13 protein-coding genes are annotated in these 12932 nt (G+C 71.7%); 8 read left to right on the top strand and 5 right to left on the bottom strand.

Going from position 1 to position 12932, the window contains the following annotated elements; genetic code table 11:
- Positions 1–4: 4 nt before the first annotated feature.
- From ispG to RV983_RS06455, 5 genes are all read left to right on the top strand, one after another.
- The gene (gene ispG / locus RV983_RS06475; protein ID WP_475984815.1) at positions 5–1171 is read left to right on the top strand and encodes a flavodoxin-dependent (E)-4-hydroxy-3-methylbut-2-enyl-diphosphate synthase; all 1167 of its coding nucleotides are present in this window, start codon (positions 5–7) and stop codon (positions 1169–1171) included.
- A gap of 34 nt (positions 1172–1205) precedes the next feature.
- A complete protein-coding gene (dxs, locus tag RV983_RS06470) occupies positions 1206–3131 on the top strand; it encodes a 1-deoxy-D-xylulose-5-phosphate synthase (protein ID WP_475984814.1) in 1926 nt (641 codons plus the stop codon).
- Positions 3112–4515, top strand: a complete 1404-nt coding sequence (locus RV983_RS06465) for an aspartate aminotransferase family protein (RefSeq protein WP_475984813.1) — start codon at positions 3112–3114, stop codon at positions 4513–4515. Before dxs ends, RV983_RS06465 begins: the two co-directional genes overlap by 20 nt.
- A 71-nt stretch (positions 4516–4586) precedes the next feature.
- Positions 4587–5207: a helix-turn-helix domain-containing protein gene (locus RV983_RS06460; RefSeq protein WP_475984812.1), complete on the top strand. Its 621-nt coding sequence runs from the start codon at positions 4587–4589 to the stop codon at positions 5205–5207.
- A 33-nt stretch (positions 5208–5240) separates the two neighbouring features.
- Positions 5241–5372: a DUF6126 family protein gene (locus RV983_RS06455; protein ID WP_475984811.1), complete on the top strand. Its 132-nt coding sequence runs from the start codon at positions 5241–5243 to the stop codon at positions 5370–5372.
- A 16-nt stretch (positions 5373–5388) separates the two neighbouring features.
- On the opposite strand, the gene RV983_RS06450 is transcribed toward RV983_RS06455, so the two are convergent.
- Complete coding sequence (locus RV983_RS06450) at positions 5389–6213, bottom strand: tyrosine-protein phosphatase (protein ID WP_475984810.1); 825 nt, start codon at positions 6211–6213, stop codon at positions 5389–5391.
- A 301-nt stretch (positions 6214–6514) separates the two neighbouring features.
- Here RV983_RS06450 and RV983_RS06445 point away from each other — a divergent pair, with 301 nt between their 5' ends.
- Positions 6515–7306 carry an SGNH/GDSL hydrolase family protein gene (locus RV983_RS06445; protein WP_475984809.1) on the top strand — a complete coding sequence of 264 codons (792 nt, stop codon included), beginning with the start codon at positions 6515–6517 and terminating at the stop codon, positions 7304–7306.
- A 37-nt stretch (positions 7307–7343) separates the two neighbouring features.
- Here the strand turns inward: RV983_RS06445 and RV983_RS06440 are convergent, their stop codons facing one another.
- On the bottom strand, positions 7344–7724 hold the full coding sequence (locus tag RV983_RS06440) for an ATP-binding protein (protein ID WP_475984808.1): 381 nt from the start codon (positions 7722–7724) through the stop codon (positions 7344–7346).
- 213 nt (positions 7725–7937) lie between these two features.
- On the opposite strand from RV983_RS06440, the gene RV983_RS06435 reads away from it, so the two are divergent.
- Positions 7938–8804: a helix-turn-helix domain-containing protein gene (locus RV983_RS06435; RefSeq protein WP_475984807.1), complete on the top strand. Its 867-nt coding sequence runs from the start codon at positions 7938–7940 to the stop codon at positions 8802–8804.
- Positions 8805–9053: 249 nt separating this feature from the next.
- The gene (locus RV983_RS06430; protein WP_475984806.1) at positions 9054–9860 is read left to right on the top strand and encodes an SAM-dependent methyltransferase; all 807 of its coding nucleotides are present in this window, start codon (positions 9054–9056) and stop codon (positions 9858–9860) included.
- On the opposite strand, the gene RV983_RS06425 is transcribed toward RV983_RS06430, so the two are convergent.
- Genes RV983_RS06425 through RV983_RS06415 form a run of 3 tightly spaced genes read right to left on the bottom strand, consistent with a single transcriptional unit; the run spans position 9848 to position 12932 of the window.
- Entirely contained in the window at positions 9848–10741 is an 894-nt protein-coding gene (locus RV983_RS06425) for an STM4011 family radical SAM protein (RefSeq protein WP_475984805.1), read from the bottom strand. The two genes, RV983_RS06430 and RV983_RS06425, sit on opposite strands and share 13 nt — an antisense overlap.
- An 11-nt stretch (positions 10742–10752) precedes the next feature.
- Positions 10753–12129, bottom strand: a complete 1377-nt coding sequence (locus RV983_RS06420) for an STM4012 family radical SAM protein (protein WP_475984804.1) — start codon at positions 12127–12129, stop codon at positions 10753–10755.
- The gene (locus RV983_RS06415) at positions 12126–12932 is read right to left on the bottom strand and encodes an STM4013/SEN3800 family hydrolase (RefSeq protein ID WP_475984803.1); all 807 of its coding nucleotides are present in this window, start codon (positions 12930–12932) and stop codon (positions 12126–12128) included. Before RV983_RS06415 ends, RV983_RS06420 begins: the two co-directional genes overlap by 4 nt.

Here is a 12932-nt window from a genome sequence, read left to right as displayed (position 1 = left end):
CGCGATGACAGCAGTCGGGCGCGTGTCGCTCGGCCTGCCCTCCGTACCGGCCCGACCGCTCGCGGAGCGCCGCCGTTCGCGGCGCATCCAGGTCGGGCCGGTGGCGGTGGGCGGCGACGCACCGGTCTCCGTCCAGTCGATGACGACCACACTGACCGCCGACGTCAACGCGACCCTGCAGCAGATCGCGGAACTGACGGCGGCGGGCTGCCAGATCGTCCGGGTGGCGTGTCCTTCGCAGGACGACGCGGACGCGCTGCCGCAGATCGCGAGGAAGTCGCAGATCCCGGTGATCGCGGACATCCATTTCCAGCCGAAGTACGTGTTCGCGGCGATCGACGCGGGTTGTGCGGCGGTGCGGGTGAACCCGGGCAACATCCGGCAGTTCGACGACAAGGTGAAGGAGATCGCGAGGGCGGCCTCCGACGCGGGCACGCCGATCCGGATCGGGGTGAACGCCGGGTCGCTGGACCGGCGTCTGCTGGAGAAGTACGGCAAGGCGACTCCCGAGGCGCTGGTGGAGTCGGCGTTGTGGGAGTGCTCGCTGTTCGAGGAGCACGGCTTCCGGGACATCAAGATCTCGGTGAAGCACAACGACCCGGTGGTGATGGTCAACGCCTACCGTCTGCTGGCGGCGCAGTGCGACTACCCGCTGCACCTGGGGGTGACCGAGGCGGGTCCGGCGTTCCAGGGGACGATCAAGTCGGCGGTGGCGTTCGGTGCGCTGCTGAGCGAGGGGATCGGGGACACGATCCGGGTGTCGTTGTCGGCTCCTCCGGCGGAGGAGGTCAAGGTCGGTATCCAGATCCTGGAGTCGCTGAATCTGCGGCAGCGGCGGCTGGAGATCGTGTCGTGCCCGTCGTGCGGGCGGGCCCAGGTGGATGTGTACAAGCTGGCCGATCAGGTGACGGCGGGGCTCGAGGGCATGGAGGTCCCGCTGCGGGTCGCGGTGATGGGCTGTGTCGTCAACGGTCCGGGTGAGGCGCGCGAGGCGGACCTGGGGGTGGCCTCGGGCAACGGCAAGGGGCAGATCTTCGTGAAGGGCGAGGTCATCAAGACCGTGCCGGAGTCGAAGATCGTGGAGACCCTCATCGAGGAGGCCATGAAGCTCGCCGAGCAGATGGAGGCCGACGGAGTCCCGTCAGGGGAGCCGCAGATCAGTGTGAGTTGAGCGAACCATTCCCGGAGGGGAGCGAGGTGGGAAAGTGTCGCTGCTCGAAAACATCCGTGGTCCGCGCGATCTGAAGGTCCTCCCGCAGGAGCGGCTGGACGAACTCGCGGTGGAGATCCGTGACTTCCTGGTGCAGGCGGTCGCCAGAACCGGTGGCCATCTGGGGCCGAACCTCGGCGTGGTCGAGCTGACGATCGCGCTGCACCGGGTCTTCGACTCGCCGGCCGACCGGATCCTGTGGGACACGGGTCACCAGTCCTATGTGCACAAGATTTTGACGGGTCGTCAGGACTTCTCCAAACTGCGCGGCAAGGGGGGGCTGTCCGGCTATCCGTCGCGCGCCGAGTCCGAGCACGACGTCATCGAGAACAGCCACGCCTCCACGGTGCTGGGCTGGGCGGACGGGCTCGCCAAGGCCAACCAGGTGCTCGGCCGCCAGGACCACGTGGTGGCCGTGATCGGTGACGGCGCGCTGACCGGTGGCATGGCCTGGGAGGCGCTGAACAACATCGCCGCCGCGAAGGACCGCCCGCTCATCGTCGTCGTCAACGACAACGAGCGCTCCTACGCGCCGACCATCGGCGGCCTGGCCAACCACCTGGCCACGCTGCGCACCACCGACGGCTACGAGCGCTTCCTCGCCTGGGGCAAGCAGGTGCTCCACCAGACCCCGGTCGTCGGCAAGCCGCTGTACGAGTCCCTGCACGGGGCGAAGAAGGGCTTCAAGGACGCCTTCGCGCCCCAGGGCATGTTCGAGGACCTGGGCCTGAAGTACGTCGGCCCCATCGACGGCCACGACGTCGCGGCGGTGGAGTCCGCGCTGCGCCGGGCCCGGCGCTTCAGCGGGCCGGTCCTTCTGCACTGCCTCACCGAGAAGGGCCGCGGGTACGCCTTCGCCGAGCGCGACGAGGCCGACCGCTTCCACGCGGTGGGCGCCATGGACCCGTTGACCTGCGAGCCGCTGACCCCGTCGAGCGGCCCGAAGTGGACCTCGGTCTTCGGCGACGAGATGCTGAAGATCGGTGCCGAGCGCAAGGACGTCGTGGCCATCACCGCGGCGATGCTCCAGCCGGTGGGCCTGGAGAAGTTCGCCAGGGCCTTCCCGGACCGCGTGTACGACGTGGGCATCGCCGAGCAGCACGCCGCGGTCTCGGCCGCGGGTCTGGCCACCGGTGGCCTGCACCCGGTCGTCGCGGTCTACGCGACGTTCCTCAACCGGGCCTTCGACCAGGTGCTGATGGACGTCGCGCTGCACAAGTGCGGGGTCACCTTCGTCCTGGACCGGGCCGGGGTGACGGGCGACGACGGCGCCTCGCACAACGGCATGTGGGACCTGTCGATCCTCCAGGTCGTGCCCGGGATGCGGATCGCCGCCCCGCGCGACGCCGACCAGTTGCGCGCCCAGTTGCGCGAGGCGCTCGACGTGGCCGACGCGCCGACGGTCGTCCGGTTCCCGAAGGAGACGGTCGGCGAGGCGTTGCCGGCCATCGACCGGGTCGGCGGCATGGACGTCCTGCACCGCGGTGAGCGGCCCGACGTCCTCATGGTCTCCGTGGGCGCACTGGGGCACGTCTGCCTGGCCGCGGCCGCCCTGCTGCGCGAGCGCGGCATCGGCGTCACCGTCGTCGACCCCCGCTGGGTCAAGCCGCTGGACGCGGCCCTGCCGGGGCTGGCCGCAGAGCACCGCATGGTGGCCGTGGTCGAGGACAACGGCCGTGCGGGTGGGGTCGGTTCGGCCGTGGCCCAGGCCCTGCGGGACGCCGACACGGATGTGCCGGTGCGGGACTTCGGCATCCCGCAGCAGTTCCTCGCCCACGCCAAGCGCGGCGAACTGCTGGCCGACATCGGGCTCACGCCGGCGGAGATCGCGGGCCGCATCGGCGCGACCCTCGCCCGTATCGGGGCGCACACGGAGCAACGGACCGAGGAGTACACGAGCGATGACACCGCCCGATCCTGAGCCGAAGGGCTTCGACCTGGCGACGCTGCTGGCCGAGCGGGGCGCGGAGCGCTACGACCTGCACGGCCGGTACCTCAACCACCAACTGCCGCGGATGCTGCACACCATCGGCTTCGACAGGGTCTACGAGCGGGCGGAGGGGGCGTACTTCTGGGACGACGAGGGCCAGGACTACCTGGACATGCTCGCCGGGTTCGGGGTGATGGGCCTCGGCCGCCACCACCCCGTGGTCCGCAAGGCCCTGCACGACGTCCTGGACGCCGGTCTGGCCGACCTCACGCGCTTCGACTGCCAGCCGCTGCCCGGACTGCTCGCGGAGAAGCTGCTGTCGTACACCCCGCACCTGGACCGGGTGTTCTTCGGCAACAGCGGCACGGAGGCGGTGGAGACGGCCCTGAAGTTCGCCCGCTTCGTCACCGGCAGGCCGCGGGTGCTCTACTGCGACCACGCCTTCCACGGGCTGACGACAGGCTCCCTGTCCGTCAACGGCGAGGGTGGCTTCCGCGACGGCTTCGCCCCGCTGCTGCCGGACACGGCGGTGCCGCTGGGCGACCTCGCGGCCCTGGAGCGGGAGCTGGCCCGCGGCGACGTGGCGGCGCTGATCGTCGAGCCCATCCAGGGCAAGGGCGTCCACGCGGCGCCACCCGGCTATCTGCGGGCCGCGCAGGACCTGCTGCACCGGCACAAGGCCCTGCTGATCGCGGACGAGGTGCAGACCGGCCTCGGCCGCACCGGCGACTTCTTCGCCTACCAGCACGAGGAGGGCGTGGAACCGGACCTGGTGTGCGTCAGCAAGGCGCTCTCCGGGGGGTACGTGCCGGTCGGCGCCACGCTCGGCAAGGACTGGATCTTCAAGAAGGTCTACTCCTCCATGGACCGGGTGCTGGTCCACTCGGCCAGCTTCGGGTCCAACGCGCAGGCGATGGTGGCGGGCCTGGCGACGCTGTCCGTGATGGAGGACGAGCGGATCGTGTCCAACGCCCGGGCCAGTGGCGACCTGCTGCGCACGCGGCTGGCCGCCCTGGTGGAGCGCTACGAGCTGCTGCACGAGGTCCGCGGCCGCGGGCTGATGATCGGCATCGAGTTCGGCCGCCCGAAGTCGCTCGGCCTGCGCAGCCGCTGGACGATGCTCCAAGCGGCGCGCAAGGGGCTGTTCGCGCAGATGGTCGTGGTACCGCTGCTGCAGCGGCACCGCATCCTCACCCAGGTCTCCGGGGACCATCTGGAGGTGATCAAGCTGATCCCGCCGCTGGTCATCGGTGAGCCGGAGGTGGAACGCTTCGTGACCGCCTTCACCGCCGTGATGGACGACGCACACGGCGGCGGTGGCCTGATGTGGGAGTTCGGCAGGACACTGGTGAAGCAGGCGGTCGCCCACCGCTGACCGCCCGGCGCTTACTTTGCCCCGGAGGCAAACTTTTTGCCTCCGGGGCGAAGTGCGTCTATACCTGGGGTATGACCTCGACACCGGGGCATGACGAGCCCCTGCCGGATGTCGCCCCACAGCTGCGGGAGCTGCGCCGCCGCGGCGGCCTGACCCTCGAAGCCGCCGCCGCCCGTGCGGGGCTCTCGCCCGCGCACCTGTCGCGGCTGGAGACCGGGCAGCGGCAGCCCTCGCTCCCCATGCTGCTCGCCCTCGCCCGGGCCTACGGAACCACTGTCTCGGAGCTGCTCGGCGAGACCGCGCCGGAGCGCGACCCCGTCGTGCGCGCCGGGGCGGTGGAGCCCGCGGACGCCGGCGGCTGGACGTACTGGCAGACCGGCAACCCGGGACGCGCGATGCAGGCCCTGCGGCTGCACGTCCCGCCGGGACCCCAGGACGGGCTGGTGCGGGTGCACCCCGGGGAGGAGTGGCTGTACGTGCTGAAGGGGGAGCTGCGGCTCACCCTCGGCGAGGACGTGCACCGGCTCGCCCCCGGTGACAGCGCCCACTTCGACTCGACGACCCCGCACCGCATCGCGGCCGCCTCACCCGGCGGCGTGGACCTGCTGTTCGTCCACACGCTGCTGAGCAGCGCCGTCGCGGATCTGTGCCTGGGCGACGGCCGGGCACCACGACCGCACGGCCCCCGATGACCCGATGACCGATAACCGATGAGGAGACTTCCTGTGTCCGCCAAGATCTCCGGCTCCGACAAGGCCCCGATGGGCTTCAAGGTCCGTGCCTTCATCTACCTCGTGGGGGTGCACATCATCGCCGCGTTCTTCTTCCTGATCTTCCACCTGGCCGGGGCCAAGTAGGCCCCGGCAGGACGGCTCACACGGGGCCCGCGTCCTCCAGCAGCAGCGAGCGCAGCCGCTCGCGGCGCTCCGGGGTGAGGCCGAGTCCGTCCTCCAGGTACCGGTCGACCGATCCCCAGTGCTCCTCGATGGTGCCGAAGGCGGCCTCGAGGTACTCCTGGCGGGCATCGAAGAGCGGGCTCAGCAGCTCCATGACCTCGGGGGTGCCGGCCGGCTCGGCGTGCTCGCCGCGCTGGACGCGGTAGCGGCGGTGCGCCTCGTTGCTCTTGAGGTAGTCCGCCACGATCGCGTCCCGCTCGACGCCCAGGGCCAGCAGAACCACGGCGATCGAGGTGCCCGCACGGTCCTTGCCCGCGGCGCAGTGCAGCAGCGCGGGCACGGACTCCCCTTCGGCCAGCAGCTCCAGCATGCGGCTGTGCTCGGCGGTGCGGTCGAGCACGATCCGGTGGTAGGCCGCCACCATGCGCTCGGCGGCCCGGCCGTCGCCGAGCGTGCCGCGCAGCGCTTCGATGTCGCCCTCGCGGACGGTGGTCCAGAACTCGGCGCCGTGGGCGGGGTCGCTCAGCGGCATGTTCACGTTGCGCACGCCGGGCAGGTCGACGTCGGGGCCCTCCAGCTTGATGTCGGAGGAGTTCCGGAAGTCGAAGACCGTGTGCAGTCCGAGGGAGGCGAGGAAGGCGGCGTCCTGCTCGGTGGTGTGCGCCAGGTGCCCGCTGCGGAAGAGCCGTCCGTGCCGCACCCGGCGGCCGTCGGTCGTCGGGAGCCCGCCGACGTCACGGAAGTTGCGCACTCCGGTCAGCTCGGGCTCCGACGAGGCGGTCTGCGGCGTCTGCTGGGTCACCGGCGCTCCTTCGCTCACGGGCCGGGCGGCGCTGGTCACCGGCGGCCGGACCACTGCTGACCCTACGACACACGGATCCCCTGCCGTACCGGTCGGTATGTGATGTCGGGGCACGGTCACCGGTCGCGCGGCACGGCCGTCGGCGGCCGCAGCTGTCCGCCGGGCGGGCCGTGCGGCACGACGCTCCGGGGTCCCGCCGTATTCCGCCCGCGGCGGATTTGGCCGGGTGGGATGAATCACCCCGTGTCAGGCCCTGGTTACGGTGGCGTAGCCCATTCGGAGAGGTGGATCATCTGCTGACGTGGCAGACGATTCGACAAAAAACAACAAGGGTGCGATCGGGTCGTACGCAGCCGTCGGGGACAGCTTCACCGAAGGTGTGGGCGACCCCGGACCGGACGGAAGCTTCATCGGCTGGGCCGACCGGCTCGCCGTCCTCCTCTCCGATCGCCGCCCCGAGCACGACTTCCGGTACGCGAACCTGGCGGTGCGCGGCCGCCTCCTCGACCAGATCGTCGACGAGCAGGTGCCCCGGGCCATCGAACTCCATCCGGACCTGGTGACCTTCTGCGCGGGCGGCAACGACATCCTCCGCCCGGGCAGCGACCCCGACGACGTCGCCGAGCGCTACGAGGCGGCGGTCGCCCGCCTCACGCACTCCGTCGGCACCGTCGTGCTCTGCACGGGCTTCGACACCCGCGGTGTCCCCGTCCTGCGTCACCTGCGCGGCAAGATCGCCACGTACACGGCCCATGTGCGGGCCATCGCCGACCGCCACGACTGCCCCGTGCTGGACCTGTGGTCGCTGCGCTCGGTGCAGGACCGCCGGGCCTGGGACGCCGATCGGCTGCACCTCTCGGCGGAGGGCCACACCCGTGTCGCGCTGCGCGCCGGGCAGGTGCTGGGACTCGGCATACCGGCCGACCCGGACCAGCCCTGGCCGCCGGAGCCCTTCCGCGCTCCCGCGGAGATCCGCCGGGACAACATCCAGTGGGCGCGCGAGTACCTCGTGCCGTGGATCGGGCGGCGGCTGCGCGGCGAGTCCTCGGGCGACCATGTCGAGCCCAAGCGCCCCGATCTGCTGCCCCTGTAGCCCTGCCCTGCCGCGGTTGCCGGACCGGCCGGTGCGCTCACACGGCGGTCGTCCCGGCGACCAGCTCGGCCCAGACGACACGGCCCAGGCCGTCGTCCGAGGGCCGGACGCCCCACACCTGCGACAGCGCGCCCACCAGGAGCAGTCCGCGACCGCCCTCCTCGTCCACGCCCGCCGCACGCGGCCGGGGCGCAGTCGGCGCGCGCCCCTGGTCGGTGATCTCGAGACGCAGCCGGTCGCCGTCGAACCACAGCGCACACGCGATGTGCTCGCTGCCGGTGTGCCGGACGGCGTTGGTGAAGAGCTCGGAGACGATCATCTCGGCGTCGTCGCGCAGACCCTCGTCCGCCTCCCACTCCCGCAGCCGTCCCCGCACGCGATGGCGTGCCGCGGCGACCGAGGACCCGTGGGCGGGCAAACGAAACAGATCGTGACAGCGACGGGCGTCGAGGTCGCCACGGCGCTCTAACCGCAGAGCGTCTGGGGAGGAGGCCACATCGCTACTATGCGGTTTCGTTCGAACTGTTGGCAAGATGCGATCTGTAATTTGCAGAACGCCCCTCGCGCACTGTTCGATTCCGATGACGGCATGACACACTGCTCTCGATTGAGGGGAGTTGGGGAAGTGGTCGTGACGGACGCACGGGCGGCCAGTGCTCCCACCGTCCTGCGGGTGGTGCTCGGGAAGCGGTTGCAGGACCTCCGCGAGAAGGCCGGGCTGACCTTCGAGGACGCCGGCCGGGCGCTGGACGTCACCCATGCCACCATCCGGCGCATGGAGAAGGCCGAGGTCGGCCTGAAGATCCCCTACGTCGAGAAACTGCTGCACACCTACGGGGTCGTCGACCAGGCCGAGGTCGACGCCTTCGTCTCCCTCGCCCGCGAGGCCAACCGCCCCGGCTGGTGGCACCGCTACCGCGACGTACTGCCCGACTGGTTCAGCGCCTTCGTCAGCATCGAGGGCGAGGCCAGCGTCATCCGCGCCTACGAGCCGCACTACATCCCCGGGCTTCTGCAGACCGAGGACTACGCGCGCGAGGTGCTGCGGGCGGGCCGCCCGCGCGCCTCGGCGGAGGAGGTCGAACGGGTCGTCGCGGTGCGACTGGAGCGGCAGGCCCTGCTCGCCCGCCCGGACGCGCCGCTGGTGTGGATCATCATCGACGAGACGGTGCTGCGCCGGCCCATCGGCGGCCCGGAACTGATGCGTGCCCAGATCACCCGGCTCATCGACAGCTGCTCGCTGCCGAACGTGCGGTTGCAGATCATGCGGTTCTCCGACGGCCCGCACCCCGCCATGTACGGGCCGTTCCACATCTTCCGGTTCCAGACCCACGAACTGCCGGATGTCGTCTACTCCGAGAACCTGGTCGGCTCCGTCTACTTCGACGACCGCGACGACGTCTCGTCCTTCCTCGAGGCACTGGACCGGATGTGCGCACAGGCCGCACCGGCCCAGAGGACCGAGGAGATCCTCCGTGCCGTCCTCAGCGAGACCTGACGTGCGGCCGGACCACGACGACCGGCCCGGGCGCCGGCTCGCCCCGGCCCCAGCGCGGTCCGCCCGTCCGGAAACCACCTGCCCCACGGGCACCGGCCGGGGGATGATGTCATGCGCACGGAGCGCCGGAGCGAGCCGGACGGTCCCTCACCGCGCCGCGCGGCCGCACGGGCCGCGACGCACCCCACCGCACCCCACCGCACCGACCTGGACCCACCCGGGCCAGAGGATTCCGAACGGAGCACGGCGTTGACCGACAAGGGCTTCTCCGCGGACGAGATCGACACCAGCAGGCCCCACCCTGCCCGGATGTACGACTACTACCTCGGAGGCAAGGACAACTACGAGGCCGACCGCGAAGCCGCCGAGATGGTCATCCGTATGACCCCCGACGCGCGCCCCAGCGCCCGCGCCAACCGGGACTTCATGCGGCGCGCCGTACGCCACGCCGCCGCGCAGGGCATCCGGCAGTTCATCGACATCGGCACCGGGATTCCCACCTCGCCCAACACCCACGAGGTCGCCCGGGAGATCGTCCCCGACGCGCGCGTCGCCTATGTCGACAACGACCCGATCGTGGCCGCCCACGCCGGTGCCCGGCTGACCAACACCGGCAACGCGGGCTTCTTCCTCGGCGACGTGCGCGACCCCGACACGATCCTCGAGCACGGGACGCTGCGCAAACTCATCGACTTCGACGAGCCGGTGGCGCTGATGCTCGTCGCCCTCCTGCACTTCGTGCGCGACGAGGAGGACCCCACGGGCATCGTGCGCACCCTCGGCAAGAACCTCCCGAGCGGCAGCCGGCTGATCCTGTCCCACGGGACCACCGACTTCCACCAGGACGTGGACGCCGACGCCCGCGAGGCCTACAAGAACGCCACCTCCACGCTCACGTTGCGCGGCAAGGATCAGATCGAGCCCTTCTTCGAGGGATTCCCGCTGGTCGAGCCGGGCCTCGTGCAGGTCCCGAGCTGGCGGCCCGACGCCCCGCTCCCCGAGACCGGGGAGCACACCCGGATCGCCTTCTGGGGCGGCGTCGGTCACAAGCCCTGACCGGCCGCTCCCTCGGGCGCGCGTGCGGGGCGGGGGGAGGGCGCGGCGGGTATCCGCTCCAGGACCCCGCCGGCGAAGACGTCGTACAGCGGCAGCGTCTCCAGGTGGACGTAGCCGATGTGGCAGTCGCACACCGCCAGCGGGCAGGCGCGCGGCCCGAGCGCGGCCCGGTAGGAGCCGTCGTAGAGGTTGCCCAGCTCGGCCCTGACGAAATGGCAGCGGCGGACGGTGCCCTCGCCGTCCACGGAGATCACCGACTCGCCCGTGCGGCAGGGCAGGCCCGCGCTGCGGTGCGGGCGACGGCTGTAGGGGAAGAGCGGGTCGAGGGCGGTCCACCGGTCCGCCTCGGCGTCGGTGTAGCCGTGGCCCTCGGCGGCGTTGACCCACAGGTAGACATGGCTCGGAAGGTCCGCGCGCAGCCGGCGGGCGGCCTCCAGGTGCTCCGGCAGGCCGACCACGCCCACGCTGAAACGGGCGCCCCGGTCCGCCAGTTCACGGGTCTTGCCGAGGAAGCGGTCATAGGGCGTCTGCCCCGGGTGGAAGGTGCACCACAGGGCGAGGGTGGACAGGTCGGCGGCGTCCAGCCAGTCGGTACGGCAGCTGAGGTTGGTCTGGATCGCCACCCGGTCGATGTGCGGCAGCCGGCTCAGTTCCGTCAGCGTGCGCCGGTACCAGGAGCGCACCAGTCCTTCGCCCCACGGCGTGAACAGCAGCGACAGGCGGTCGCCGTGCTGCGCGGCGGCCCAGCCCGCGAAGCGTTCCAGCGCGGCCCGGTCGGCGGCCAGTTCGGCACGGCTGTCCCGGCGCTTGGCGAACGGGCAGTAGGGGCAGTCGTAGTCGCACGAGGCGAGCGGGCCCCGGTAGAGAACCGTCAGATCCATCGCGGTCGCCCTCACTTCAGTGCGTAGGCGGCCATGCGGGCGCGCACGGCCGGGGAGAACAGCGCCGGGCCGAGCGCGTCGGAGTGCGCCAGGCCCTCCGGGGACAGGCGCAGCAGCCCAGGCCGGGCGGCGGGGTCCAGCCAGCCGCGTTCGCCGAAGCGCTCCAGCTCGGCGGGGAAGTCCTCGCCGGGCGCGGTGCCGAAGCGGGCGCGGTAGTCGGCCACGCGCAACCCCTCGGCCTGCAGCAGCGATTGCAGGAGGTGGCGGCGCCGGCTCTCCTCGGCGTCCATCGCCCAGCCGAAGTCGGCGTCCCCGAAATCCTCTTGGGGGCGGGTGGTGTAGTCGTCGACGATCCTGCGTATCTCCTGCATGCCGACGGCGTAGTCGAAGGAGTAGTGCAGCGCCGAGGTGTACGACCGGGCGCCGCAGCCCAGGCCCACCATGCCGTCGGTCTGGCAGGCGTAGTCCCCGCCGCCGTCCACCGGCGCGCCGGACCGGCGGAACATGCGCATCGACACCTGCTCGTAGCCGTGCGCGAGGAGGTGGTCGCGGCCGTGGCGGTACAGGCGCAGGCGCTGTTCGTCCCACGCGGTGTCGCCCGGCGTCGTGCCCGCCTGCCGGCCCAGACCGGTCAGCGGACGCACGTACAGCGGGTAGAGGTACAGCTCCTCGGGCCGCCAGGCGAGGGCCGCGTCGAGGGACCTCTGCCAGGACGCCTCGGTCTGGCCCTCGATGCCGTAGATCAGGTCGATGTTGAGGACGGGGATGCCGGCGTCCCGGACGTGTGCCAGCGCCGCCTCGACGTCGGCGCGGCGCTGCGGACGTACGGCGGCACGCGCCTCGGCGTCGTCGAAGCTCTGCACGCCCAGGCTCAGCCGCGTGGTGCCGCGGGCGGCCAGCACGGAGAGCCGGTCCGCGGTCGCCGTGGCGGGCGACGCCTCGACGGACAGCGGGACCGCCGTCAGATCGGCCCCGAGGATGTGCTCCGCCAGATCGCACAGCCGCTCCAGCTCGGCGGCCTCCAGGAAGGTCGGAGTGCCGCCGCCGAAGGCCGCGTTGACGAACCGTGCCTCCGCGCCGAGCGCCTCGCGGACGGCCCGTGCCTGGCGTTCCATGGCGTCCAGGTAGGCCGCGGTCAGGCCGTCCGGGGCGCCGATCCGGGTGAAGAGGTTGCAGAAGCCGCAGCGCACTTCGCAGAAGGGGATGTGGAAGTAGAGGGAGAGGGCGTCCTTGGGCTCGTCCGCCCACAGGTCCCGCAGCCGCGCGCTCCCGCGGGGCAGCGGGCGGTAGGCCGTCTTGTGCGGGTACGCGTAGACGTAGTGCTGGTACGGGCGGTCCGGGCCCGGCGCCGCGGGCGCCTGGGCGATGGTCACGTCGGTGCGGGTCATCGGGCCTCGTCGAGGAAGAAGTGGGCATAGGGCACGGTCCAGACGACCTCGTGGCCGATGCGGTGGCCGGTGTGCCCGTCCTCCCCGTACGCGGTGCCGTGGTCGGAGCAGACGATCGCGAAGCAGCGCCCGCGGCTCGCGGCGGCGGTGAACAGCCGCTCGATGTGCCGGTCCACGTACTCCAGCGCCGCCGCGTGCGAGGCGCGGGTGTCGCCCGAGGCCCGGGTGGCGCCGGGCAGGTGGAACCAGTTGGGCTGGTGCAGCGCCGAGACGTTGACGAAGAGGAAGAGCCGCTGCTCGTGCGGCAGTCCCGCCACCACCTTCTCCGCGCGGGCCACCTGCGCCTCGAAGGAGGTGGGGGAGGGCACGCCGAACTCCGGCTCCCAGTGGCTCTCGTGGAACATTGCGGGCAACACCGAGCCCAGCGGCCCCTGCTTGTTGAAGAAGCCGACGCCGCCGACGCACACCGTGCGGTATCCGGCCGCGGCGAGCCCCGACACCAGGTCGGGCGTGTCGTACACGAAGGTGCCGTCCGCGGTGCTCTCGCTGCCCGCGAACCGGGCGGCGAAGAGCCGCGGGTGCGGGCCCGGCTCGGCGGGCGTGGGCAGGAAGCCCGCGAACATCGCCTGGTGGGAGGCGTAGGTGAAGCTGCCGGGCGCGTGCCGGCGCTCCCACCGGCCACCGGGCAGGTGGCGGGCCAGGTGCGGGATGCGGCCCGCCGCCGCCAACTCCTGGGCCACATCGTGACGGAGGGTGTCGAGGGTGACCATCAGGATGTCGTGGCTGCCCACGACCTCGTTCAT

It is taken from the genome of Streptomyces sp. RLA123 (assembly GCF_056270165.1).
Note: the sequence above shows the minus strand (reverse complement) of the source record. Positions and strands in the feature narration are given on the sequence as shown.